Here is a 25,739-nt window from a genome sequence, read left to right as displayed (position 1 = left end):
TGAATTTATGCTGAGGTATGACAATCAAATCCTGTGCCACAAATTATACATTTTCAAGAGCCAATGAGTTAGATGCCCCCTGCCGAATTAAGGAGTAGAATTATTTTAACAAAACTACGACAAGTTCAGGATAGGCGGATTTCCAGTCACTCACCCGCATGGTACGCTTGCTGGATATATATGGTGGAGCCGTCGCCGAATGTTTATTTAGGATTTAATAGACATTCTTGAACATGAGGGACTTCATTAGGCTAGGGCTATTTGCCTTTGTTTTGCTGATTGGCCATCACTTGCAGGCTCAATGGGGCGCTCCATATTCAAACAGCTGGATTAACTACGGCAAGCCTTATGTAAGAATAGGCATCCAGAAAAAGGGGCTGCACAGGGTTTCGTTCTCATCTCTGCCCAAAGGGTTTCCAACCGGTTCGCCGGAGAAATTTCAATTGTGGCGACGCGGCAAAGAAGTGTCCATTGTCAGCACGGCCAATCAGGAAATTATTTTTTATGCGGTTCCGAACGATGGTGCGATCGATTCGCTGTTATACCGGCCCATGAGTGCTCGCATGAATCCCTATTATAGTTTTTACTCGGACGAAGGCGCTTATTTTCTGACGGTTGGAGACAGGCCGGGAGCCAGGGCGCGGACGGCCGATCAGCTTAATGGTGCTTCGGCGCCGGTTGTAACGCATCACCATGAGCTGTTCACCAAGATTTTTCAGCAGGATTATTCCCTGGGGACCAACTATCCGATCAACCCCGGCTTTTTCAACAGCTATTTCGAGCTGGGGGCAAGTAGGACAGGACAAGTGTATTCGGAAGGGAAGGAAGCAATAATCGATTATAAATTAAACGATTTTGCCAATAATGCAGGTAATCCGCAAATCAAGCTGCTGCTGCACGGGCGTAGCAAGAATAGCAGGAAGTTTGAATTTCACATTGGCAGAAACAAGAACGCGTTGCGGCTGGTGAACGCGCTGGACAATGCCGGTTTTGCAGGAATAGAATATGCGTTTGAAATCAAGCCGGAGGATATGGATCCGGAGAAGAAAGGTATGCTTGCAATCCGATCCGTAAGCGGCGATCATCTGGAGCGGTTCTCAATCGCCTGTTATTCCATCGAATATCCTCAAACGCTCAAAATCGGAAGCCAGCCGGATAAGGAGTTCAGACTGGTCCCGGTTTCGGATAAGTGGAGCAGCATACCGGTTAAAGGTGTTCCCGTTCAATTTACTTTTATCGATATTTCGAATGCCGACAGCCCGGTGTTATTGAAAAGGGTCGGAGACAATCTGATGATACCGCGGCAGCCAAACAGGAGCTTGGTTTTGCTTGCCACCGACGAAATAACCGATATTAATGCTTCGAAAATCAGGGAGGTGCGTTTTGAAAAATACGATCCGAAGTCGGCCAACTATATTATCATCACAACAGCAGCACTGCGCGAAGGTGCGGCGAGCTACGCCGATTACCGGGCATCATCGGCCGGGGGAAATTTCAAGTCGGCGATTTTTGAAATTCAGGACCTATATGATCAATTCAACTACGGCGAACCCAGCCCGGTCGCCATTAAGAAATTCATGTCCTATATGCTTTCCGATGGGATCAAAGACAAATATTTGTTCCTGATCGGAAAATCCATTACCCAAAACGAGCGAATGGTCAGGGAACTGCCCGGCGAAGTCCCGACGATCGGCTTTCCCGGTTCCGACGCTTTGCTCGTGGAGGGTATAGCCGGCGGTGCGGTTAATACGCCGGTTATACCGGTCGGCAGATTGTCGGCAGTGATAAACCAGAATATCGCCGATTACCTTCAAAAAGTAAAGGCTTACGAAGCAACCGGGCCCGAAGAATCGGGTTGGCGGAAGAAGGTTCTTCATCTGAGTGGCGGCAAGACTACCAGTGAAATTGTACAGCTCCGGGATTATCTACGTGCATTGGAGCCGATGGTCCAGAAGGGAATTGTAGGGGGCACCGTGAAATCTTATGTAAAACACCAGCCTACTCAGGAAGTGGAAAGCGTCGATATCGCCGCAGACGTGAATGAAGGCGTTGGGATGATCACTTTCTTCGGGCATGGTTCGCCAATTATAACCGATCCGAATATAGGTCACGTCAGGGATGCGACAAGGGGTTATCACAACTTGAATAAATACCCCATCATGTATTTTAACGGTTGTGGCGTTGGGAATGTGTTCTGTAACCGGTTTAACCCGACTCCCGCCAATCCGAAATCAAGTGAAAGAATCACGCTCACCCTCGACTGGCTCGTAGCGCCGGACCGGGGTGCAATTGCCGTTATTGCAAGCTCTTTCGAAAGCTTTGTGAGTCCTGGTATTGCTTATCTGCACTCGCTATATCGTCACATGTTCGAAAATCCCGCCACGGCCAGCCTGCCGATCGGCAAGATCCAGTTGGCCGTGGCCGACGACATATTGTCCAAATACAAAGACCAGTACAATATCGCCTATGTGCATCAATCTCTGTTGCAAGGCGATCCGGCGTTGCGGCTATTCACCGCCTCGGAGCCCGACTATGCGGTGCAATCCGAGGAAGGTATTACATTGCTTTCCGACTCTGGAAACAAGACGATCGGTGAGTCGGATTCGCTCAGGGTTAGCATTGCCCTGACGAATCTCGGCAGGTTTGCAGCAGGGCAAACTGTGCCGCTGGAGGTTGTTTGTTCAGGAACCAAAGCGACATTTTCCCGGAAGGTCGAGGTTAAATCTTTTGCGGCCCGGCACGTTTTACAAATATCTTTCCCGAATCGAAAGGACGTAAAATATATCAAAGTGCAGATCGACCCCGGCCAGACTTTGAAGGAACTCACGCGCGACAATAATGTTTCGGAACTACACATTGACTGGGAATTCGTGAAGAACATTTCGCTATTTTCCAACAAGGCGGTGAAAGACTATATCCCGCCACTACTGTCGGTAAAGGTGAACGACCGGCCACTCAAACAAGGCGAACCCGTATGGCCGGAGCCGGGGATAAGCATTACATTCTCCGACGACCGGCAACTTGCTTCCGACACGGCGCTGGTCGATCTTTTTATAAAATCCTGTACAACTGACGCATGCGAATTCGAACGGGTAAGTTACAAAGGTAGCAATGCAACGTTAATTGCATCCGGCCGGGAGTTGAAGTGCGCCTATCCGACTCAATTAGGGCCAGGCGTTTACGAAATGCTCGTGAATGCAAAAGACCTTGCAGGAAATGCCGTCGTGCAACCGTACAGAATGCGTTTTGAAATTGCTAAGCCGGAAGAAATGCGACACAGCCTGGTCGTGAGCCCTAACCCTGCTACTTCCTATTTGCGATTTGAGTTAAAAACCACGAAATCGCTGCCCATTAAGGAGGTTCGTTACCTTATTTATGATCAGCGGGGAATTGAGCTGGACGATAAGACTTTGACGATCTCAGATGGGGCATCGACCACTGAATGGTACTGGCAGAGGCGCGAATTTAGCGCAGGAGTTTATACTTACAAGGTTTTCCTGATCGGCGAAAAAGCCAAAATACTTGACATAAAGACCGGCAGGGTGGTATTTGTGCCCTGAAATTGAAACAGCCACTGATAGGTTACCCCGGAGATTTTACCTGGTGATCAGCATCCGCTGGGTCACTGTTGAATTGTCGGTCCTAGTAACTTTTACCGTATAAATGCCGGGCGTCAACTTTTTGGCGTCTATGTAACCCTTGAAAATGTCCACATCTTTTGCGATAATCTGCCCAAGGCTGTTTATTAAGCTGATAATCCGTACATGTTTTTCATCAAAATAAATGTTTCCGGCACTGGGGTTGGGGTAAAAAACCAAATTGTCCTGACCACTGAATAAGACATGCTCAATACGACTGTATGCATAGCTGCCATCGTAATCTACCATTTTGAGCCGGTAATACATTTCAATTTGATCTGCACCGGTACCTGGCAGCATATCTGTGAAGGAATAAGTCTGTGATGTGAAATTTTCCGAATTAGACAAGACTTGTCCAATAGTCGCCCACGTACGCGAATCGTTACTTCTTTGAATTTCAAAATGATCATTGTTGATCTCGCTTGACGTGGTCCAGGTCAACCGAGCCTGGTTTTCAACCCGGGTAGCCTTAAATGTGCTGAGTATCACGGGAAGAGGATCCGTGGGCCCGAAAAGATAGACGGCTCCGGCGTTAAACAAAACACTGGGCTGAAGTTGGTCCTCATAGGGGGCACCAGCAAGTACATAATTGCCGCTAATAGCGATTGGCGAGCCGAAATTATTAATCGAGCCGCGAACAGACGCAACTAATTTCTGCACGACGCCCCAATTATTGGCTCCGCCAATATCTTTTTTGAAAATATATGCAGCTCCTGCATCAAATACATTATTATTGTTGAGAGCGTCTTTATCGTCACCAATTGCGCCAACGATTACCTGCTCGCCATCAATTGCAACCGAGGCACCAAAGTTGTCGCCGGTAGTGCGTGTACTGGAAGTTATCTTTTTGACTTGCCCCCAATTATCTGCACCTCCTTCATTCCGATACAGAATATACGCCGAGCCTGCGCTCTCAATAGTGTTAGTTTCTGAGGCATCTTCATCTTCACCGGGTGCGGCTACGACGGCAATGTCGCCACTAACCGCCACAGACGTACCAAAGCGATCGCTCGCTGCCCTGGAATTGGAAGTGATTTTTTTTACAAGGCCCCAGTTGTCCACTCCCCCCTGATCTTTGGCGAAAACATATGCAGACCCGGAGCCGTTCAGCGTATTGGTTTCCTGGGCATCTTCACTTTCGTTGTACGCACCTGCGATTATGGTGTTCCCGCTTATTGATACCGACCACCCGAAAAAATCAGTGATGGCTCTTACGGGTGCCGTAATTTTTTTAATCTGTCCCCAGCCATCCGGCCCTCCCTGATCCTTTTTAAAGATGTAAGCGGAGCCAGCAGAAAATAAAGCATTGGATTCTGTGGCATCAAAACGATCTAGCGCTGAACCAACAACTATATAGTCGTCGGTCATGGAAACCGAATTGCCGAATTCAGCTTGCGATGAACGGGTACTGGCTGTGATTTTTTTGAGAAATCCCCAGTTATTCGCCCCTCCCTGATCTTTTTTAAATACGTATGCAGAACCGGCATTATCGACCGTGTTTGCCTCGTTCTCGTCCAGGTCATTTCCTCTCGCACCGACGACGGCGTAATCTCCATTGATAGAAACCGATATTCCGAAATAGTCGAAAATGGCGCCTGTCGGAGGGGTGATTTTTTTCACCTGTGCCCAAACGCCTGCGTTGTTGTAGAAAATATGGGCAGCACCCACGCTACCTTCGCTACTGCTGCCGACAATGGCATAGTTACCGGATATGGCGACCGAACTGCCGTAGAAACAGAATTCGCTAGCGGAGGGTGAGCCGTCCGTGTTCGTTGCAGTTAGTCTGCTGATTTCTGAGAGGTCTTGTGCGGAAACCATGGGTATTTGGCATACTAACAGGAGTAAAAGAAGAATTAACTCAGCGATGTAGAGAAGGATTTTCATAAGATACAGGGTTGAAGTTCAAAAACCAGCTTTGAAAACAGACCATATCCGATGAGTAAAATCTATAATAAGTTATATTTTTTATCTGATAATAACTAGTTCTTGCGGGGGTAAATCTGGAAATTGATTGAATCGTTTGTCGGGTAGGGGGAAGGGGTGTTTTCATCCTGGCTATGATGATGAGGGCCAATTGCATATATTAAGGCCCTACAAAAACGCCGGACGATGGATGCAAAAGAAATTCTGAAACAACATATTGCTAAAACCGCCGCACTGACCGATGAGCAGTTCGATTACGTATTTTCACACTTCAAACCCCGGTCTTACAAGAAGGGGCAAGTGGTGATTTCGGAGGGAAGTCGTGTAGATCACGAATATTTCGTGGTTTCCGGCTGTCTAAAGGCTTTTTTTGTCAACGACGAAATCAAAATGTATATCCTGCAATTTGCCATGCCTACCTGGTGGTCGTCGGATTATGGCGCTTTGTACAACCAGACGCAGGCGACCATTAATGTTGATTGCATTACTGACGCGGAAGTTCTCTGCCTTTCCAACGACGACCGTGAAAAGATATGCAGTGAGCTGCACCCGGTTGAGCACTTTTTTCGCTGGCGTACCAACAGGGGATACCTCGCATCTCAAAAAAGGCTGTTATCATTTATGAACAACGATACAAGGGCCCGTTACGAAGAACTGCTGGCACTTTATCCACAACTCTACAACCTGGTCCCGAAACATCTGATCGCCGCCTACCTTGGCGTTTCCCGCGAGACGCTCAGCAGGCTTTACAATACACATAAGTAGCTCCCTTTCGAAAGTGATTTACATCACGTAACGCCTTGCGGATTCCTGCGGTCCTTTGTGCTATCAAATTATTAACTGATAACATAAAAGAAAATGGAAACTAAAAGATTTGAAGTCGAGAGTTCAGAAAGCAACATCGACTGGACAGGCAAAAAAGTCACAGGAGCGCATAATGGCACTATTGATATCAAAACGGGGGAATTAACGGTGCAAGATGGGAATCTGAGCGGCGGGAATTTCATTATTGACACTACATCTATTAAGATCCTGGACATCACCGATCCGGATACCAATCAGCAGTTTGCGGGCCACCTGTTTTCGGCGGATTTTTTCTCAACCGAAAATTTTCCCGAGGCCTCATTCGTCATTACCACCACAGATCACCTGGAAAGCGACAGCTATCTGATCAACGGCGATCTGACCATTAAAGGGATCACCCACGGGGTTACTTTCGGGGCTCAGGTAGCTATTTCAGGCAATAAGATCACCGCTTCGGGCAAGGTCGTCGTCGATCGTACTCGCTACGAAATGAAGTTCCGTTCAGGTAATTTCTTCACCAACCTGGGCGATACACTTATCTACAATGAGTTTGAGCTCGATGTACAGCTCACAGCATTTGCATCTCTTTAAAAACCACCGGGTATGCGCCGGATCATGATACCGGCGCATACCCGCTAAAACGGGAAACACAATGGACACTTACACAGATCGTGCAGCCGATATTACTGCGGTATTATCGGATTATTTTAACGGGGTTTTTAAAGGGGATACGGACTTGCTCCGCAGCGCATTCCATCCACAGGCATTGGTGGCGGGCGATGTGAACGGACAGGCATACTTCAAAACACTGGACCAATACCTTGACGGCGTCAGAAACAGAAAAAGCCCCTTTGAGCTGGGCGAAAGTTTTCGGATGGAAATTATGTCCATTGAGGTCATTAACCAGATCGCCGTCGCGAAGGTCCGTCTGCCGATGTTCGAGTTTAATTATCACGACCTGTTGTCGCTAACCAAGGTCGATGGTAAATGGTTGATTGTAAACAAGTTATTGACCAATGTGGCGATGGTATAATCCTACAATAGCCCAACGATGGTGCATGAAAAAGCCCGGTCGAAAGACCGGGCTTTTTCATGCCTGGCGAGTTTCGCCTCCTGGAAAGGTGCGACATCACGGGTTGCATTTAACAGGAAGAGAAGCGAACGTATAGCGTTTTGGGGTATTTGTAAATAACCACATGAACTACTTGTTGTTTTGCAAATTATTGTCATTGAAGTTAGATTTTAATTATAAAAAATATTAACCAATCTTCAATTATTAAAAAAAATTACTAACATTGTCCCATATTTAGTTTAGCGCTGCAACTTGGTCGGCAGGCTAGTATCCATCTATCTCTTAACTAAAATTACTCTATGCGAAAACTTCTACTGGGGCTTATTGCCGTTATGGCAATAAGCGGTTCGGCGGTTGCACAAACAATCACCGGGAAAATTACGGGCAAGTCCGATGGCCAGCCTCTGGCTGGAGTCTCTGTCCTTGTAAAGGGCACAACGACCGGAACCACTACTGATGCGAGCGGGAGGTTCAGCGTCAACGCGACGGCTGGTAAGTCATTGATTGCTTCATTTATAGGTTTTAGAACCGCCGATGTGTTAATCGACAGCAGGACATTCTATGAAATTGCCCTTGAAGACGACGCGACCTCCCTGGGCGAAGTGGTTGTAACGGCTTTGGGTATAAAGCAGGATAAGCGATCGATCGGGTATGCTGTCCAGCAGGTGAAGGGAAGCGATGTTACCGTTGCCGCCCCGGTGGACATCGCCCAGGGATTAATGGGAAAGGTTGCCGGTCTGAACATCTCGACAGGGAATGGGATCGGAAATGCCTCATCTAAAATCGTAATCAGAGGAAACAACAGCCTCACGGGCAACAATCAACCGCTGATTGTAATTGATGGCGCGATCGTCGACAACAACCCCACGGCTCAATCCAGGATTACAGGCACCGATGCTTCCGTAACCCAGGACTGGGGTAATTACCTGAGCTTCCTCAATATGGACAACGTAGAAAGTGTCTCTGTTTTAAAGGGACCCAGCGCAGCTGCCTTGTATGGTGCAAGAGGCGCTAACGGTGTATTGCTCATAACCAGCAAGAAGGGAATGGTACAAAAAGGTCTTGGCCTGAGCTATAATTTCTCGACCAATTTTTCCAATGTTTACCGGTTTACAGATGTTCAAAACGAGTACGGAGGAGGATTTGCCGCAGGATTATGGACAGCCAACCCGGAATTGCCCAAAACCAGTACAGGCGAATACTACCTGCCTACCTTATATGGGGGATCAAGTTACGGCGCAGGCGGAACAGGAATAAGTGCTTCGCATGGTACTATTCCCGGCGGGTTTTATACAGCGGATATTTTTAGCTGGTTTGGTGCGAGTGCTTCCTGGGGGCCCAAATTGAATGGACAGATGGTACGCTGGTGGGATGGAGAGTTGAGACCATATTCGCCTCAACCGGACAATAGGAAGGCATACTACCGGCAGGGTAATGAAACGTCCCATAACGTCTCATTTTCAGCAGGTAATGATTTTGGAACGGTACGCCTCGCATTAAGCCGCACGGATGCCAAGGCTGTGGTGCCCAACACCGGCAACAACAATACGAACTTGTCATTGGGGTCGAGTCTCAAAATTTCCAAGATGTTGAGCGCCGACGTAAATATTGGATACAACCAGAGCTTCCGCCTCAATGCACCTGAGATCGGGAATAATAATTCCTGGTCTAAGTTTTCCGTTTACGGCATGTCCAGGGAATATAAGCCGCTTGAAGAGCAATACTATAAAAACCCTGATGGCTCCAAACGTGACTTTGGCAGCACCTACCCTCACCAGGAATACGGGAAGGATCTCTACTGGCGGTTTTTTGAACAGAATAGCCGCCTAAACAGGGATGAGTTGCTGTCGACCATTAAGTTAAACGCGGAAATTACGCCATGGCTAAATGCCTTTGTCAGAACCTCAGCCAATCTGATTGCCGCTAAATTCGAAACAATCAATAATACCTCGAACGTCGACAAATTATCCGGAGGGATGTATCAGAAAGATCTGGACAAAACCAAAATCTTCAATACAGATTTGATGGTTACCGCTCATAAGGATAATTTTTTTATTGAGGGTTTTAATGCCAGCGCTTCTGCAATGCTCAATGCCTACTCCAACAAGTCTACGGGAATGAGTGGAAAAAATGCAGGGAAGTTTCTGGTGCCCGGTATTTATTCATTAAACAACATCATAGCCGCCGACAGGTCAAATACCGATAAGTTCTCCATTGGGGAAAGAAGGTATGAAGTGGAATCACGATCTGTGCTGGGCATATTGAACCTGAGCTATCGGGACTACTTGTTTTTGGAGGTTACGGGCAGAAACGATGTAAACTCAACATTGACACCGGGTAAAAACGCAACTTTTTATCCTTCGGCAAGTCTTGGATTTGTCTTTTCCGATGCGTTCAATCTCGGTAAAGCAAGCAATGTGCTTTCTTATGGTAAACTCCGGCTGGCCTACGGAAAGAGCGCCAATGCGAGTGATCCTTATAAACTCGGACTTACTTATGATGTAGGCTCGTTCGGCGGTCAGAATATCAATTCGATCCCTTCGACTCTAAGCCCTGCCGAACTTGGCTTCCAGACTTCCAGTTCTGTGGAAATCGGCACGAACCTGGGCCTTTTCAATGACAGGTTGAATCTTGATGTTACTTACTACAATATCGTTTCGAAAAACCAGATATTGTCCGCGGACATCGCTCCGTCTTCGGGCGCTAGTGTTGTTACATTCAATTCAGGCGAACTGAGAAACAGAGGGTTCGAGTTTATCGTAAATGCATCGATCATCAAAACGGCCGACTTTGGCTGGAACCTTACGCTCAACGGGGCAAAGAATGATAACCTTGTTGTTTCGCTGGCACCAGGTGTGAGAGAACTGCGGATTGCTGACGTATTTGGCAACCTGGGTGCGTTTATGAAAGTAACACCCGGCGATAAATACGGAACCATCTACGGAACTGATTTTGTAAGGGACGAAAAGGGGAACAAGTTATTATACAATATCAAAGACGCTGCTGGCAAGGTATACGGCACTAAATACAAGACAACCAATGAACCTGTGGCCATAGGCAATGCAGCACCGAAGCTTACAGGAGGTATCGGAAATTCATTCAGATATAAGAATTTCGCCCTTTACGGACTGGTTGATTTCAAATTGGGAGGTGACATTTATTCAGTCGATCACTCCACAGCTATGGGAAGCGGCCTTGCTCCTGAAACACTGGTAGAAAGAAATGGTGGCGGGTTGCCATACACGTTTCCCGACGGGACAACGGCCAACGTAGGGGTGATCATGGACGGTTATAACGTTGATGATGAAAGGATAAATGACCGGGTCGTAAATCCTATCTATAAATATGCAGGCTCTTATGCGGGGTGGACACACCTCAATGTGCCGAGAAGCTTGTCTGTCTTTGAAAATAGCTGGGCTAAACTTCGTGAAGTCACTTTGTCCTACAAGGTGCCCGAAGGCGTACTGGCCAGAACGAAAGTCTTCCAAAACCTGTCTGTCTCGCTGATCGGAAGAAATCTCTTCTACCTCTATTCCAGTTTGCCCATGCATCTGAACCCCGAAGCTGTTAACGGGATTGGAAACGGGCAGGGTTTGCAGTGGTCGGGCATGCCAAGCATCAGATCATTCGGAGTAAGCTTGAAAGCGCAGTTTTAACCATTAATTTTCTGTAAAATGAAGAGATATATAAAGAAAGGAGCGTTGTCATTGGCAATGCTATGTTCGATGGCCTTGACCGTGTCTTGTGAGAAGGATTTCGGGGACATCAATGATCCCTGGGAGAATAAACAGTATACGGTCGAGCTTCCTCCGCTGTACAACAGCATCGTATCGACAATGACCGAAACCGGCAGGCCGATCACGTCATCGTTTTTGTATCACGCAACACAGCTGGCAGCCAACTACGCTGCATCCGGTTACCGGTTGGACAACCAGGTGGGCGGAACATGGGAAAACTACTATTTTGCGCTGGTCGATTACCGCAAGGCGATAGAGTTGATCGATGCAGATCCGCGATCGGCAAAAATGACGAATATCAGGGCAATGCTTCAAACATTGATTGCATTAAAAACCCTCAGAACAACGACGCTCTATGGTGATATGCCCTATAAAGACGCCGGGAAATCTATTTATGGATCAGCGTACTTCAGGCCGGTGTATGACAAGCAGGCAGATATCTTTACTGCTGCATTGGCGGATCTGAAACAGGCTGTTGACGGGTTCAGTACCAGTTCCGATCAGGTTTCATTAGGCGAGTATGAAACGTTGCTCAAAAATGACATACCTACCTGGATCAAATTTGCTAACTCGATCAGGCTTAGGTATGCGATGGTGATGAGAGGAAAGAACCCGGCCGCGGCAGACGCGATTATCGCCGAGGCGCTGACCAAGCCGCTGTTGGAAGCAGACAAATACGTAGGAATAGAAGCAGCATTAGTTCCTGGATCGCAGATTGACAGAGCGGGTAATTACCGGGGCAATTCGTACGTTCGAATGGGCTCTACCATGTGGCGTGCAATGTCAAGCACCGATGCCGAAGATGGAACGGGTATTTATGATCTAAGGACTAAAATTTTCTTTGAACCCAATAGTGCGGGTAAGTGGAAGCCCTATCCTCAAAATCCTCCTACGGGAACAGTGGCCGAAACAGGGAATGGTGGAGCAGATGATCCTTATGCTGAAATGAGATTGACAAAATGGGCGTCTGGTGGAACTTACAACTACTCGCCTTTGAATTTCTACTATGTGGCAGATAAAACATTCCCTGACTTGATCCTTGCCGGAAGCGAGATCAGCTTCTTAAAAGCGGAAATTTATAACAAAGGCATTGGTGGAGTTACTGCCAATCCTGCAACTGCTAAACAGTTTTACGAGGAAGGGATTACTGCGTCGGTTCAGTTTTGGTATAAGCTGGCAAACGGGTCCGCTGTTTGGGTAGTGAATAAACCGGCAGCGTCGCCGGACCCGGCGGCCCTGAAGGCCATGTTAACTAATCCGGCTGTTGCATACTCAGCGACACCCGCAGAGGCGCTGACCCAGATATACAAGCAAAACTGGATAGCATTGTTTCACCAGCCTTTCGACGCATGGGTTTTACAGCGCAGGACGGGTAATGCAACGCCTAATACACCGCTCGCCCCCACCAGCGAATCGCTCAATTTGAATAGGCTGGTTTATCCGTCTGGAGAAGTCACTTCCAATTTCGACAACTGGAAAGCGGTTACCGGTGGCACGGATGACAGGTCAGTTAAGCCCTGGTTTATGCCCTAATGACTAATTTAGTTAGGATTAAATTGCTTACTATCAAAAAGTTAAATGACCATGATCGCTCAGTAAGCCACGCGGCTTATCGGGCGGCCTATTGAAAAGCCACTTACAAGATGAAGTTGTAAGTGGCTTTTCAATGTCGGGATGAAACGCACCATCCCATTAAAGATTTCTCTTTCTCCACTTGCGTGTAAGGGCTGTTGTCTTTCGAAAAATTGCTAGAAATTATACCCAAAATGTAATCCCGGCTGCCCGAAGAAGAATCTTGACCATCTATCGTCAACCTGTTTAAACGAATCAGGCATTTTTGATTGATAGGGACGATAAGTTATTGCAATTGAAGGTTGGAAAAAAAACCTATCCTTGAAAAGTTTAATGTGATAGCCAATGGAATAAGTGTTAAAGATCTGAAAGCCATTGTCAATCTTATTGCCGTTCTCATTTGCAAAAGTTTGCCAAGCAGGCATCACGTCAACTTGTGTATAAAGACCTTTCCATAAAAACCTGTAATAAGAAAGTGAAACTCCGTATTCACGAATGTAACCTGGAAACCCTTCTCCTTCCGCTTCATATGATTTTCCAAATGGAATGCCAATTGGCCAGGCATATTTCCAAGTTTTAAATTCAAGTGAAACTGCATCCTTTCCTGTAATGCGATAACCTACGTTCAGATAAACCATCTCAGGCGGATTGTTATCAGGTATAAGATTAGCTAGCATAAACAAGGTACTTCCTACAAAATACTTTTTATAAGTACTGTCTTGTTTGGCATATTGAGCTTTAACTTGTAGGGAGCCTGCCATCATTAAAATCAAGGCGAACCATAAAATTTTCTTTTGCATATCTTTTCATTGGTAAAATGATACTGCAAAATTAGATTGGCAGGTAGCTTAAATACGTTCACTTAAGTTAAGAAATGACTCTTGACCTTTATTTTTCTCCAAAATCCTTGCCCTTAACCTGCTTAATGATTGTGGTTTTATGCCAAGATAACTTGCTAGCTGGTGTTGTGGAACACGTTGAATCAGATCTGGTCTTTTTTGTAGTAGATTCAAATAGCGTTGTTCGGGTGAAGAAGTCTTAAACTCATCAAAATTAATTTGTTGTTTAACCAGAAGTTCTTCTGCCAATATTCTGCAAAGGGTTTCAAACTTCGGAAACTTACTAAACATTTCAGTTTCCATATCAGGGTTTGAAATTATCAGAATTGTATCTGCCACACAAGATATGTAATATTCGGAAGGGGCTTTATTGATAACACAATGCGGTGTCAAGGCATCCATTTCTGTGTAGAAGGCGGTTGTTTTTTCTTCTCCGCCTATTATGTAATAGCTCCGAATACAACCTTGAAGAACAAAGTATCCATCATTGGACTTTTGTCCTTCTTTGAGTAAAATGGTTCCTTTTTTAAAAGAACGGAATACGTCTAAGGAAATGATAGCATTCTTTTCATCATCTGTCAGCGAAATGTATTTTGATATAAAGTCGAATAGTAAATCTTGCATCATTTTATGTTGTTACTGTCGTTTGTTACACTTGCCAAAAGTTGCTGACTATGTTACCTTCAACAAGTTACAATATTTTTAGATGAAATTGTACTAACAATTTGGCTCTTACCTGAAATAACGCATTAGCACCTTTACCATCTTTTGCTAGGTTTAGCATACCAAGACAGGCATGATACCCTGGTTCCTTTCCCAGCGACCGTCATGGTAATCGTTAGGCATTTGAAAATCCAATGTAGAAGAGCGACCTTCCCGTGGTCATCATTGGGCCTCTCGAGGGGAAAATGTGGGTAAATGCAGATCATCACCACAAAATGTTCGACCTAACAAAAAAAGCCACTTACAACTTTCGCTGTAAGTGGCTGAAATCAATGTCGGGATGACAAGATTCGAACTTGCGACCCCTAGCACCCCATTGGATATTTATTGTATTTTTCCAAGAAGTTTTATTAAGTATAATTATCGTAAAATGCTCTGAATGAGCATTTTGATTATTTTTAGTAACTTTGGTTAACTTACGTTAGACACGAATGTTCGACCTATGTTCGACCTGAAGTTGTAGTGCTATGGCTATTTCGACCAAGTTTGTATTGCGGAAGAAACGTGATTCGGAGGAAACTCAGTTCCCGATAATGCTTCAAATCATTATCGATAGAAAGAACCTGCTGGTGAGTACAAGGAAGATATGTGCCGAAATTCAATGGCAGCCTAAGTTTCAATCCGTTGCAAAAACACATCCGAAGCACAAGGAAATCAACCTCCTGCTCCGCACCATTGAGTCGGAAGTAGACTTCATGATCATCTCCTATGGGAAGCAAAATAAGCGCCCCTCGTTTGATGAAATCAAGGCGTTGGTCAAAAAACTGACGGGCGGCCACACGGAACCTGAAAAGAAAAAGCTATTTGTACTTTTTGAAGAACACATCGCCAAACTTAAGGGCCAAAACCGGCTGGGCAGTGCAGAGTCACATAATTCGACGCTGAAAAGCCTTAAACACTTTATGAACCAAAAGGATCAGGATATCCTTTCGATCGGCTTGCCATTCATTAACCGTTATGAACAATGGCTGATCGACAAAGGCTGCACGATCGTCACGAGAAGCTTTTACCTGAGAACCTTCCGTACGCTGTGGAAAGTCGGGATTAAGGAAAACTATTATCCCGAAACACATTATCCCTTCAAAGACTTCTCTTTCTCTAAATACAATAACCCTCGCACGAAAAAGAGGGCGATCTCCAAGGAGCAGATCGAATTGATCGCAGGAGCTGAAATCGATCCGGAAAATGATTCGTTAATCAACTCGCGTAACTACTTCCTGTTTAGCTTCTATTGCCGAGGCCTGAACTTTACAGATTTGGCCGAACTGAAATGGACGAACATTGTGGATGGTGAGCTCCATTATGTAAGATCAAAAACAAAGGAGGAGTTCCGGTTTCGTTTGCACCCCTCGGCAGCTCAAATACTAGATTTTTACAAAGACCTGAAAGGTAACAGTGATGCTGGCTTTGTATTCCCAATCTTGTACAAGCGTCACGCAACGATTCAATCGGTACGGGATCGGAAGAAAAAGATCTTGACTAGGGTCAACAAACAAATTAAAGAGTTGGGCATATCCCTCGGTATTTTGAAGCCTTTAACTACCTACGTGGCCAGGCACTCGTACGCGACCACGCTTCGGCGAAATGGTATATCCAAGGAGAACATAGGGAGATCGTTGGGCCACGATAGCTTGAAGACCACTGATATTTACCTGGAAGACATTGGAGACCCCGTGCTGGATGATTTGATCAACTCAACGATTTGAACGAATGTATTTTTTCAATTTGCCAGGCTTCGATCCTGATCTCGGTATAAACCTCGACGATCAAGGACGGTTTCCGTATCTGAGATTCGTGGATCATGTTTTTCGCAGAGGAAACGTAGACTACCTATCACGCAACTTCCATTTTGAGAACATTGCCGATAAAGCAAAGCTGCCGGTTTTCCTCAGTGAGCCAAACCTCAAAGCTATTTTCGATCTAAAAGGCCGGAAGAATATCATCGTAGATCATCACAGCCCAATCTCGGAGTCTTATGCCGACGAACTGAGAGCGCAATTTGAAAGAGGGTACTTCGACGCGATGAATGAGTATCCACAACAGATAATCTCCATTTTGTACAATCCTGATAACGAGAGCAAAATTGCTCATTTGGAGCAATTAATTGAATTCTGCTCTTATCATTTATACTTCGAGGGATTTGCTGTTCCTTCCTGTTTATACGCGCTTGGATTTATTCAGGCGTACCTTGTACGTGCGTGCGGCGATAGAGTAAATACGCTTCGCCTGGCTAAGTACCAACATCGTTCTGTTTCACAGAAGCAAGAATTGCCAGTGGCCGAAGTGCAAACTAAAGGCCCGGAGCGGATTCCGCTTGACTATGCGGTTGACGAAATCATATCCATGTGGTTGATTTTAGTTGATGCATGGAAATGTAAGGCAGTGGGCTCGATTCAGGTTTTTACCAGAGAAGAGGAAGTGTTGCAGCTGTTGGGAATGATGTTCGAAGAAAAAGGAGGCAGACTGCCTCGACCTGAACATAAGTACTTTGAAATGCCTCCGGGAAACTACGAGCGCGTTTTAAACCTACTTATGCATGCCACCTATAAGCTGAACACAGATCGGAACAATATTGGGCTTGACAGATACTGTCAATTACTGCTCGATACTTTTTCTTGCTACTCGAAAACGAAGCTGGAAAGTCTTCGCAGCAACATCAACAAAGCACGTGGAAACATCGTGCAGAGTATAGGGAATCTGGCTGACAGCCCGCATTCTAAAAATGTTTTGAAAACATTAAGGAAAATAAACGAGTACGGTGTCGCAGATCTGACTTAGTCAACTTCATATTGTTTTTCCCCGATTTTCTAGCCTTGCTTTGCCCATCACCAAAACGCAAAAGGGATGAGCACAACAGTTCTAGTTTCGATGAACGATCAGCAGTTATCAGAACTGATCGAATCTTCACTGCGCAGGGTTTTGGAGTCAAAACCCGAGACTGCGACCGATACCAGCGACACTTTGTTGGACACCAAGGAAGCGGCACGCTTGACCAAATACAAGGAAACGTCTATCTATGGGCTGGTGAAAAGAAAAAAGATTCCTTTCTGTAAAATGGAAGGCAAGTTGCTTTTCTCCCGCAAGGAGCTTCTGGAATGGATCGCCAACGGTCAGCAAAAAATCGGGGGTAGTCATGAAAGATAGTCCTGTTTATCTGCGCATTGGCACCGGTTACTTTAAGAAAGTCAACCGGCCCCTATCGTCCGGCGACACCATATCCTCTTTGATCCCCTGGTCGGCCGAATGCATCCGCCTGGATCATAGCCGCGACTATTTGAAAGACCGGGTGGACTGCTACGACGGCTTTTGCTTCGTGCCGAGCCATCTGGACTATCAGCAAAAAGTGGGTGGGTTTTACAACCGCTACCAGCCATTCCAGCATGTGGCCCGTCAGGGGGACGCATCGACGATCTTCCGGTTCCTGGCCCACATTTTCGGGGAGCAGATCGAGATGGGCTATGATTACTTCAAAATCCTGCTCGAACGTCCGACGCAGATCCTTCCGATCCTGTGCCTGGTCAGCGAGGAACGCGGAACGGGAAAGACCACATTCCTGCATTTTGTCAAGTCCATTTTCGGAGAAAACATGACCATCAACAGCAATGAGGATTTCCGCTCCAACTTCAACATCGAATGGGCCCAGAAATTGGTCATCGGCGTGGACGAAACGTTTCTGGACAGAAAGGAGGATTCCGAAAGGATCAAAAACCTGAGCACGGCGCGATTCTACAAAGTGGAGGCGAAAGGTTTGGACAGGCAGGAAGTCGAGTTCTTCGGCAAGTTCATACTTTGCAGCAACAACGAGGACCACTTCATTATCGCTGAGCCCGGAGAGATCCGATACTGGGTCAGAAAGATCCCACCGCTCAAATCGGAGGATCACCATCTGCTTGCCGAGCTGCGAGCGCAGATCCCCTCCTTTCTGCATTTTCTGGTAACCCGGGACTTTGTTCACCTGAGTAAAACACGCATGTGGTTTACAGCAGAGCAAATCTCGACGCCGGCATTGAAGAGACTGCTCAATCAGAACCGCAACAAGCTGGAAGTAGAGATCGCCCATATCCTGCTGACGATCGCCGATGAAAAAGACCTGGACGAAATCCGGTTCTGTACCGGCGATGTCCAGGATTGGCTCAACAAAAAGCACATCCGCTTCAAAGACGTCTCTCAGATCAAGCGAATCTTGCAAAGTGCGTGGAAATTGAGCCCCGCAAGTAACTCGCTTGCATACCCGCTATACAGATTTCTGAGCGATGGTACTGTCTTCGAACAGACCGGAAAAGGGAGGTACTATACCCTCTCCCGAGAGCGCATAAATGAGCTCAACGAATTGCCCTGATTTTTGATGATTTGATGCGCATCATATTTAATTAATTGATTAATAAATAATTACAGCGCATCAAAATCCGCATCAACGCGCATCAAACCCAAAATAGCGATGCAGGCCTTGATGCATTTTGATGCTCTTTTGATGCGGGGATAAGCGGTTGAAATACAAAAAGTTAGAAGCCTGCCGCATCAATTCATCAATTTTTTCAACTTTTAACCCCAGTAAAACTATGACTTGCGAGCAAGCCAGAGAGATCCCTATTGTGGAGCTCTTGAAACACTGCCATATCCTGCCCCAGTATGTGAGGGGACAAGACCATTGGTACCTCTCCCCATTCCGGGATGAGAAGACACCTTCATTTAAAGTCAATGCCAAGCTGAATCTGTATTATGATCACGGAAACGGCCAGGGAGGGGATATTATCGATTTGGGTAAAGCGCTTTTCCGTTGTGAGACCAAAGAGCTACTCGAAAAACTAGACTCCGGATTTTTTTCTTTTCAACCGCAACACTTCAAAGAGGCCGGTTCGCATATACGCAGGGACGTTACGCAGGTGCCTGATCAGCCTACGATCCAGATCACCGGAACAAAGGACTTAGGCAACAATCCGGCGATCACCCGATACCTGGAATCACGGCACATCGATCTGGACATTGCGGGATCTTATTGCCAAGAGGTCTACTATCAAGTGGGCGATAGAAACTATTTCGCGGTAGGCTTTGAAAACCGGTCAGGCGGCTATGAGCTCAGAAGCGAATACTTCAAAGGCAGCTCTTCCCCCAAGGACATCACCCATATCGAGAGCGGCCACAAATCAGTCTGCGTGCTGGAAGGCTTCACAGATTTCCTCTCCCTTCTAACGCTGCGAAAACCCGAGCCCGTCCGGAGCGACTTTGTTGTTTTGAACTCGGTGAATATGGCAGAGCGCAGCTTGGATGTCCTCAAAAATTACCGCACTGTTTTTGTGTATCCAGACCACGATGCTGCCGGCAGCAGGCTGCTTGAAAAGTTCGAGCATGCTGGGATCAACTGTGTTGACGTGTCTGGGATCTATCAAAATTATAAGGACCTTAACCAGATGCTGGTGGCAGGCAAAGTGGCGGAAGATCATGTCCGGGAACAGCTACACAAAAGATCGCGGGGATTGCGCATGTGAGTTTTATTTTCAGCAGTTCCCCCAAAACCGTCCACAGATCAGATGGCGGCGACAGCTGCCAACCGTGTCCTTTTCTTGCCAAAGAAAAGGAGCAAGCGGAAGTTGGGCAGAGCCCTACTTTGCTTGCCATTTGCGCTGCAAATGGGGTTTTGCGTATCCTCCGGGGATACGCTACGGCATTTTCGCTGGTGAAAGAAAAGAAAACAGGATACCGGAGGGTATCCGTGATACAGAAACAAAGGCATTTGGGCCTCTAGGCTCCTTTGTCATCAAATAGAACCTACAATGAAAGATATCAATGTAAAATCGGTCAGGTACCCTGCTACCGTCGACGAAAAGTTTGAAAAGATCGCCCTTAAACTAGGGCGAACAAAGCGGCAGGTCTTCATCCAAATGGTGGACTATTTTTATAAAAGCAAGAAAGATCCCTCAGATTTGAATGATGAACTTTTGAAGAATGCCTTAATGAAAAGCCACAAGGATTATATCGGCTTTATCCGAAAGCAGGAAGAGATACTGCTCATCCCGATCAAGACCGAAATGGAGCGGGTAGCTGAATCACAGGATGAGATTGTCCAGCGGTTTAATACCCAAGTGGTCAAAGCTAACGCGGACCTCCTTAATAGTCAGAACGAGCTGTCGCGCAGGTTCAGGGAAACCGACGCTCTAATGGAAACGATCAGGAAAAACCAAAGGGTCAAGGAGCTTTTGAAAGCGCAGTTCCTATATATCCTGGACAGCTATATCAAATCCAGAGACTCGTTTAGCATGATGACACCAGGCAGGGAGAAAGAAGAGCTGATCGCTGCTACCAAAGCGCAGGTCAATTTATTGTAAGTAATGGATATAACAGTTTAGCAGATCATGTTTATCAATATCACCGACAGCAAGGAAGCCAACAATAAAGGCAGTAGTGGCGGACTGGTGCATTACCTGGAAAAAGAGAATCGGCTTGATCCCAAACAAAAAGTGGAACACTGGTTTAACGGCCAGCAGTCGGGGATCCGCCCCTATGAGGTCGTTAGCAAGATCGATAACAATATCGCCAAGCTAGGCAAGACCGATGCCAAATTCTTTCTGGTCAATATCAGCCCGAGCCAGAAAGAGATCGCCTTCCTGAAAAAGCAGTACGGCGAGGATGGTGCGAAAGAACAAATGAAAGAATTCGTCGCCAGTGTGATGGACGCCTATGCCCGGAACTTTAACCGCGATGGTATCAACAGTTATCAAGACCTTATCTGGTTCGCTAAACTGGAAAACTACCGCTATTATGGCTATAATGACCCCGAGGTCAAGCAAGGGATTAAAATGCGGGGAGAGCGGAAGGAGGGCGAGCAGATGCACGTACAGGTAATCGTTAGCAGGAAGGATGCCACAAATAAGATCAAGCTTAGTCCTATGAATACCTCGCGGGGAAAGAATGCGGAGCATTCCAAAAAGATGGGCCAGTTTGACCGGGTGGCTTTTAAACAAAGCGGAGAGAGCCTTTTTGATAACAAGTTCGGGTTTGACAGGCTGCTTAAAGAAACGCTTGCTTACGCTAATATCCAGAAAAACGGTAAACAGATGCAGCGTGAGCAGCTCGACGTGTTGACCAAAGCTTCTTCGCGGAACTATCAAAGTAGGTCGGTGGTCAATGAACTGGCCCAGGGCATTTCTCAACACTTGTTCGTTAACACGGCCGATATGCTGGCCGAAACCGGCAAGTCAACAGCAGACTTTCTGAAAATATTGCTGGAACCGTCCTCTACAACCAGCGCTGACCTAGTTCCAGAAAACCTAAGAAAAAAAATAAAGAAAAAATCGAGAGGCCAGCAAATCTCGCGCTGAAACTTGGGGCGACATACGCCGTTACGCGCAGAACTGTGAAACCAGCTGTATTCCCAACTCATTCATCCACCACGAGTTGCTACAATGACTCGTGAGAGGGCTATTTGAGGCTCTTTTTAGTTAGATTTTGATCGGCGTGGCTGCCCGCGCGCAGTGTCGTACAGAACGGGGGTTTAGAGACTAGTTTAGCGATGCAATTTTCATTAATTTGCACCCGATCCTTACGAAGGGCTATTCCATGCATATTTTTAATACAATCACTGGCAGTCTGCTTCTTGCAAGCTTTTTTATCAAAGCAATTCTCCACTACCTACATGATCGTGCTTCTGGAAAGCCTATAAAAAGTGCTTCTTACTATCTTGCAGCCTTTCCGATTATAGACAATCACAAATCAGTTTATAAGCCTGTCATAGTAGTGTTGGTGGTGTATCAGTATGTAATGACCACGATGGCATTGGTGCAGAATCGGGAGCTGCTCATTCAAATATGGAAGGACTGGGAAAAAATCCCGTGAAATCCGAAATATCTCCCTGCGTAAACCATTCACCTGGCGCTTGGTAATTCCTGATGTTGCAAAGTCGCGCCTCCTTGCACAAAACGACGAATTTTCACAAAAGGGTCCGCGACCTCTTATTTTGTGTTTTCTCATTTAACATAAAATCCATTATAGAGCGATATAATATATTGATTTTCAATCACTTATAAATTATTAAAGACAATGAGAATTTATAAATGACGTTGAGAATCTATACCGGAAGAAGTTTTATTTTGTAGCCAAATTAGCCTGATACTAAAATGATTACTCGCATCACCCTGAAAAACGTTTTGAATTTCTTCCGCCAAAATCCTAATAATTCTATACATGGTCTCAACCAGTACCGCTACTAATTGCCCCTGTCCACGCAACTAACAAGCCCACGTGTTGTAACCAGAAAAATATTTATGGTAAGTATTGAAAAATAAAAATTATTCACATACTATTGTAGCAATAATATTATCCAAAAGTAGAAATAACGGATATTTCTACAACCGCACCCATCAAGTTTCACTATTATCTGGGCATTTTCAAATGCCTAATCATCTCTTATTTCTCATATGAAAATTTTTTTTAAGTGCATACTTGCACTAGGTACTATCTGTACCCTTTATTCACCGGTTGCTACAGCACAAGAAGGCACAAAAGATGAAAAAAAAGTACCATCCTACAAATCTGATATCAGCCTCGATCTCTATCAGCTCTTCTCAAATGGAAAAGCTAATGTAATGTTCCGTTACGGCACATGGGAAAAAGGAGCTTTAAGAATACAATTGGGAAGCTCATATTTATCCAACAGAGAAAATAATTCTTCCAAGTTTGACACTATACCAGATCCTCCAAATTCAAAGTTTAAGTATAAAACCGGGGACATAGATGTTAGGATTGGTTACGAATTTCACAAAAGTGTAAATAAGCATCAAATTTTTTATGGTTCAGATATAGGGTATACCCATTATTTCGCAAATAACAGTCAGGTAAACAATGGGGTTATTAGAAATAACTCCATATCAATAACTCCATTTTTCGGACTAAAGTACCGTATTCTTCCTCGATTATCCGCATCTATGGAAATGGCACTATCATTAAATTATTATGTTCAAAGTGCATTTAGTCACCAGAACGTTAAGCTAGCCGAAGACAATGAATTATCCTTATCTTTTTTCCCACTTCGATTTTTGAATGTTTCCTACCACTTCTAAATCAAATTAGCATGAAAAAAAAATTTATCATCGGTCAAATAGTACTGTTACTATTTTTCTTTTATTCGGCACAAGCTCAACAACAAACCTTGAATATCGGTTGTACGGCACCAGTTGCAAACAGCTTTGATGGTCAGCCTGGTAACACGTTACATGTCTATGTGGCAACAATATCAAATCTAGACAACTGCGGGATCTTAGGTGCTACGTGTTATTACAAGTGGGAAGTTACTGAGGGCATAATCATTGGAGCTCCTCCTGCAACTCCAAACAAGCGCGAAGGAGCATCATTGAATACCATTAATGTTAAATGGAATAATACTACCAATCCAGGAAAAATAAAAGTTACTTCGGGAGCTGGCGGCTGTTCAGGCTGCCCGGGCTTGACGAAAGAGCAAAGTATCAATATCAGATATTTGGGAACTCCGGGAGCTATATCCGTAAACGGTACTCCACAATCCGGATTTGTTAATATTCCTTGCCCTAACACTACAATAACCCTGTCTGTGGGCGCTGTTACCAATGCAACAGATTACTATTGGGAAACACCATGGGGCAATGCAAATGGTCAAACAGTCAATGTCACAACGGGTACCAATTTGTCAGGAATCATCAAAGTCCGGGCAAGTCGGTCAGACGTGTCGGGCTTTAGTACATATAGTAACGACTATACTGTTTATCCAGATATACCATATAGTTTAGATATGTATTTGGGAGGAAATGACTTTCCAGGAGTAGTTGAGTTCTGTAATACCTCTCAGTCAATAACTGTATCACCGGATTGTCTAGATGGAGATAGCTTTCAATGGGTTACAACTGGTGGTGCTAAAGTAAATGGTTCTTCAGGAACCATAATCACGCCTCTTGGAACCCCAGTTGTCCTAAGTGCTACGTCGCATGGGTCGGTCACAATGCGAGGCCGTATCGCCTCTTGTGGAGTACTTTCTACCACCTATATTACAAAGCAACTTTACCAAGGCCCACCTACCTATACTAATGGATATTATACTACAAACGGATTGAATTACGGGCTTGTAGAATCTGATGACAGTTATCCAAATTCTTTTTGTTGGACAGGAAACCCTACGCAAGGAGACGCCAAATTAGATATCGCTGGACTTGTTACCAACACATGGACAAAGCTGTCCTCAACACCTGCAAATTTACCTTGGGCGCAAAATCAGTGGAACGGTATTGGCTTGACATTTAAAGCACCGGGCCAACAGGGGATGTTTCGCATCGTCTACGGTAATTCTTGTGGATCTTTCGAAAAGTGGTATGGGTTTACGGTAGCAAATTGCAGTCAGCTATTGACAGTTTTCCCGAATCCATCAACTCAAGATGCAATTACCATTCAGTTTGATAACGTAGAAAATGAAGAAGCGATGCCACAGCAGATTGCACTATTTTCCGAAAAATCTACTAGCCCAGTAAGAACCGTTTCCGCGGTTGATGTTTTTAAAAGAAAGGCATTTAAGGATAATAATAAAATAGAAATTGACACTCGTGGTTTAGAGAAAGGAGTATATTATTTACATATCGCACATGGGAAAAAAGTCAACAAGGAAAAAGAGAAAATACGATTGCTAATTGAATAAAAAGCGATCCAAATTACCAACAATGAGTTATGGAATTTGAATCATAACATATAATATATTTTAAATCGAATAAACCCAACCTATAAGGTATAGGCTGGGTTTATTTGGTTCAAGTGGCAGTATTATTTAATTTTCACCAAAACACTATCTATTACTTGTAATATACCATTACTAGCATTAACATCCTTGGTAACCACCCGATTCGAGTTAACTAATATATCATTATTGTCAGAATCTTTAGTTACCGTAAGTTTTTGTTTACTGATACTTAAAAGTTGACCTGTCGAAAGTTCTGAATAGACAATCTTTTTTGAAATCAAATGCTGCTTAATGAATTTTTTTACGGAATCCTTTGGGATCTTAGTAATTTCCGAAGTACCACTAATTTTTACTTTCTCTAATGCAGTGTTGCTAGGCGCAAACATTGTAAAGGTTCCAACAGAAAGCGTGTCAGACATATCCGCATATTGAATGATAGAATACAATGTACTGAATTCTGGATTACTTGAAATAACCTCAGTTATTGACTTTGCTTTGACTATGTCTTGCTCCTTTTCACTACATGAAAAGAAAAGCAACCCACCAATTACAAAAAAGTTACCGAACAAATATTTTTTCATTTCTAGTTTATTTAGTAATAATTGTTAGCAAAATGGCATTCTATTTAACTAATATTCCTTCACAAAGAATGGCGCGTACAAGAATATAGTGAAGCCAAGAATCATCGTGCTTCAAAACTATAAAAAATTTCCCCATCTATTTCAAACTTCACCTTTACGG

Annotated in this window: 19 protein-coding genes; 15 read left to right on the top strand and 4 right to left on the bottom strand. The window is 45.0% G+C overall.

The genetic code is table 11. The features are described 5' to 3' along the window. Positions 1-233: 233 nt before the first annotated feature. On the top strand, positions 234-3,560 hold the full coding sequence (locus ACTJJJ_RS26525) for a C25 family cysteine peptidase (protein ID WP_440703553.1): 3,327 nt from the start codon (positions 234-236) through the stop codon (positions 3,558-3,560). Between the two features lie 36 nt (positions 3,561-3,596). Here the strand turns inward: ACTJJJ_RS26525 and ACTJJJ_RS26520 are convergent, their stop codons facing one another. Next, positions 3,597-5,522 (bottom strand): T9SS type A sorting domain-containing protein, encoded by a 1,926-nt coding sequence (locus ACTJJJ_RS26520; protein ID WP_440703552.1) that lies wholly within the window; start codon positions 5,520-5,522, stop codon positions 3,597-3,599. A gap of 225 nt (positions 5,523-5,747) precedes the next feature. Between ACTJJJ_RS26520 and ACTJJJ_RS26515 the strand changes: the two genes are divergently transcribed. The 5 genes from ACTJJJ_RS26515 (at position 5,748) to ACTJJJ_RS26495 (ending at position 12,707) form a co-directional block, all read left to right on the top strand. Next, a complete protein-coding gene (locus ACTJJJ_RS26515; protein WP_440703551.1) occupies positions 5,748-6,326 on the top strand; it encodes a Crp/Fnr family transcriptional regulator in 579 nt (192 codons plus the stop codon). A 93-nt stretch (positions 6,327-6,419) separates the two neighbouring features. Further along, a complete protein-coding gene (locus ACTJJJ_RS26510) occupies positions 6,420-6,956 on the top strand; it encodes a YceI family protein (protein WP_188938507.1) in 537 nt (178 codons plus the stop codon). A gap of 61 nt (positions 6,957-7,017) precedes the next feature. After that, positions 7,018-7,398 (top strand): nuclear transport factor 2 family protein, encoded by a 381-nt coding sequence (locus ACTJJJ_RS26505; protein WP_440703550.1) that lies wholly within the window; start codon positions 7,018-7,020, stop codon positions 7,396-7,398. 338 nt (positions 7,399-7,736) lie between these two features. Continuing rightward, the gene (locus ACTJJJ_RS26500) at positions 7,737-11,093 is read left to right on the top strand and encodes a SusC/RagA family TonB-linked outer membrane protein (protein ID WP_440703549.1); all 3,357 of its coding nucleotides are present in this window, start codon (positions 7,737-7,739) and stop codon (positions 11,091-11,093) included. A gap of 18 nt (positions 11,094-11,111) precedes the next feature. Continuing rightward, positions 11,112-12,707, top strand: coding sequence for a SusD/RagB family nutrient-binding outer membrane lipoprotein (locus tag ACTJJJ_RS26495; protein WP_440703548.1), 1,596 nt, complete (start codon positions 11,112-11,114; stop codon positions 12,705-12,707). Between the two features lie 215 nt (positions 12,708-12,922). Here ACTJJJ_RS26495 and ACTJJJ_RS26490 read toward each other — a convergent pair whose 3' ends face one another. After that, the gene (locus ACTJJJ_RS26490; protein WP_440703547.1) at positions 12,923-13,546 is read right to left on the bottom strand and encodes a hypothetical protein; all 624 of its coding nucleotides are present in this window, start codon (positions 13,544-13,546) and stop codon (positions 12,923-12,925) included. Between the two features lie 48 nt (positions 13,547-13,594). Beyond that, on the bottom strand, positions 13,595-14,209 hold the full coding sequence (locus tag ACTJJJ_RS26485) for a Crp/Fnr family transcriptional regulator (protein ID WP_440703708.1): 615 nt from the start codon (positions 14,207-14,209) through the stop codon (positions 13,595-13,597). A 566-nt stretch (positions 14,210-14,775) separates the two neighbouring features. Between ACTJJJ_RS26485 and ACTJJJ_RS26480 the strand changes: the two genes are divergently transcribed. The 9 genes from ACTJJJ_RS26480 to ACTJJJ_RS26440 all read left to right on the top strand — a co-directional run bounded on the left by ACTJJJ_RS26480 (position 14,776) and on the right by ACTJJJ_RS26440 (position 24,959). After that, a complete protein-coding gene (locus tag ACTJJJ_RS26480; RefSeq protein ID WP_440703546.1) occupies positions 14,776-16,014 on the top strand; it encodes a phage integrase SAM-like domain-containing protein in 1,239 nt (412 codons plus the stop codon). 4 nt (positions 16,015-16,018) lie between these two features. Then, positions 16,019-17,086 (top strand): hypothetical protein, encoded by a 1,068-nt coding sequence (locus ACTJJJ_RS26475; protein WP_440703545.1) that lies wholly within the window; start codon positions 16,019-16,021, stop codon positions 17,084-17,086. A 66-nt stretch (positions 17,087-17,152) separates the two neighbouring features. Then, positions 17,153-17,452 (top strand): helix-turn-helix domain-containing protein, encoded by a 300-nt coding sequence (locus ACTJJJ_RS26470; protein WP_439584068.1) that lies wholly within the window; start codon positions 17,153-17,155, stop codon positions 17,450-17,452. Next, positions 17,442-18,647, top strand: a complete 1,206-nt coding sequence (locus ACTJJJ_RS26465; RefSeq protein WP_440703544.1) for a primase-helicase family protein — start codon at positions 17,442-17,444, stop codon at positions 18,645-18,647. The genes ACTJJJ_RS26470 and ACTJJJ_RS26465 overlap by 11 nt, the downstream gene beginning before the upstream one ends. A 220-nt stretch (positions 18,648-18,867) precedes the next feature. Further along, a complete protein-coding gene (locus ACTJJJ_RS26460) occupies positions 18,868-19,794 on the top strand; it encodes a toprim domain-containing protein (RefSeq protein WP_440703543.1) in 927 nt (308 codons plus the stop codon). Between the two features lie 285 nt (positions 19,795-20,079). Beyond that, entirely contained in the window at positions 20,080-20,631 is a 552-nt protein-coding gene (locus tag ACTJJJ_RS26455; RefSeq protein WP_440703542.1) for a BfmA/BtgA family mobilization protein, read from the top strand. A 27-nt stretch (positions 20,632-20,658) separates the two neighbouring features. Further along, complete coding sequence (locus tag ACTJJJ_RS26450; RefSeq protein ID WP_440703541.1) at positions 20,659-21,624, top strand: DUF5712 family protein; 966 nt, start codon at positions 20,659-20,661, stop codon at positions 21,622-21,624. Between the two features lie 1,095 nt (positions 21,625-22,719). After that, positions 22,720-23,361, top strand: coding sequence for a hypothetical protein (locus tag ACTJJJ_RS26445; RefSeq protein ID WP_440703540.1), 642 nt, complete (start codon positions 22,720-22,722; stop codon positions 23,359-23,361). 11 nt (positions 23,362-23,372) lie between these two features. Continuing rightward, entirely contained in the window at positions 23,373-24,959 is a 1,587-nt protein-coding gene (locus ACTJJJ_RS26440) for a T9SS type A sorting domain-containing protein (protein WP_440703539.1), read from the top strand. Positions 24,960-25,081: 122 nt separating this feature from the next. Here the strand turns inward: ACTJJJ_RS26440 and ACTJJJ_RS26435 are convergent, their stop codons facing one another. Continuing rightward, positions 25,082-25,579, bottom strand: coding sequence for a fasciclin domain-containing protein (locus ACTJJJ_RS26435; RefSeq protein WP_440703538.1), 498 nt, complete (start codon positions 25,577-25,579; stop codon positions 25,082-25,084). Between the last annotated feature and the right edge of the window lie 160 nt (positions 25,580-25,739).

The organism is Dyadobacter sp. 22481, from assembly GCF_052044875.1.
In the GTDB taxonomy this organism is placed as follows: domain Bacteria; phylum Bacteroidota; class Bacteroidia; order Cytophagales; family Spirosomataceae; genus Dyadobacter; species Dyadobacter endophyticus.
Note: the sequence above shows the minus strand (reverse complement) of the source record. Positions and strands in the feature narration are given on the sequence as shown.

Bases quoted from the DNA above. Each gene is read 5' to 3' on its own strand.
- ACTJJJ_RS26525 (WP_440703553.1), top strand. From the start codon at position 234: ATGAGGGACTTCATTAGGCTAGGGCTATTTGCCTTTGTTTTGCTGATT.
- ACTJJJ_RS26520 (WP_440703552.1), bottom strand. From the start codon at position 5,522: ATGAAAATCCTTCTCTACATCGCTGAGTTAATTCTTCTTTTACTCCTG.
- ACTJJJ_RS26515 (WP_440703551.1), top strand. From the start codon at position 5,748: ATGGATGCAAAAGAAATTCTGAAACAACATATTGCTAAAACCGCCGCA.
- ACTJJJ_RS26510 (WP_188938507.1), top strand. From the start codon at position 6,420: ATGGAAACTAAAAGATTTGAAGTCGAGAGTTCAGAAAGCAACATCGAC.
- ACTJJJ_RS26505 (WP_440703550.1), top strand. From the start codon at position 7,018: ATGGACACTTACACAGATCGTGCAGCCGATATTACTGCGGTATTATCG.
- ACTJJJ_RS26500 (WP_440703549.1), top strand. From the start codon at position 7,737: ATGCGAAAACTTCTACTGGGGCTTATTGCCGTTATGGCAATAAGCGGT.
- ACTJJJ_RS26495 (WP_440703548.1), top strand. From the start codon at position 11,112: ATGAAGAGATATATAAAGAAAGGAGCGTTGTCATTGGCAATGCTATGT.
- ACTJJJ_RS26490 (WP_440703547.1), bottom strand. From the start codon at position 13,546: ATGCAAAAGAAAATTTTATGGTTCGCCTTGATTTTAATGATGGCAGGC.
- ACTJJJ_RS26485 (WP_440703708.1), bottom strand. From the start codon at position 14,209: ATGCAAGATTTACTATTCGACTTTATATCAAAATACATTTCGCTGACA.
- ACTJJJ_RS26480 (WP_440703546.1), top strand. From the start codon at position 14,776: ATGGCTATTTCGACCAAGTTTGTATTGCGGAAGAAACGTGATTCGGAG.
- ACTJJJ_RS26475 (WP_440703545.1), top strand. From the start codon at position 16,019: ATGTATTTTTTCAATTTGCCAGGCTTCGATCCTGATCTCGGTATAAAC.
- ACTJJJ_RS26470 (WP_439584068.1), top strand. From the start codon at position 17,153: ATGAGCACAACAGTTCTAGTTTCGATGAACGATCAGCAGTTATCAGAA.
- ACTJJJ_RS26465 (WP_440703544.1), top strand. From the start codon at position 17,442: ATGAAAGATAGTCCTGTTTATCTGCGCATTGGCACCGGTTACTTTAAG.
- ACTJJJ_RS26460 (WP_440703543.1), top strand. From the start codon at position 18,868: ATGACTTGCGAGCAAGCCAGAGAGATCCCTATTGTGGAGCTCTTGAAA.
- ACTJJJ_RS26455 (WP_440703542.1), top strand. From the start codon at position 20,080: ATGAAAGATATCAATGTAAAATCGGTCAGGTACCCTGCTACCGTCGAC.
- ACTJJJ_RS26450 (WP_440703541.1), top strand. From the start codon at position 20,659: ATGTTTATCAATATCACCGACAGCAAGGAAGCCAACAATAAAGGCAGT.
- ACTJJJ_RS26445 (WP_440703540.1), top strand. From the start codon at position 22,720: ATGAAAATTTTTTTTAAGTGCATACTTGCACTAGGTACTATCTGTACC.
- ACTJJJ_RS26440 (WP_440703539.1), top strand. From the start codon at position 23,373: ATGAAAAAAAAATTTATCATCGGTCAAATAGTACTGTTACTATTTTTC.
- ACTJJJ_RS26435 (WP_440703538.1), bottom strand. From the start codon at position 25,579: ATGAAAAAATATTTGTTCGGTAACTTTTTTGTAATTGGTGGGTTGCTT.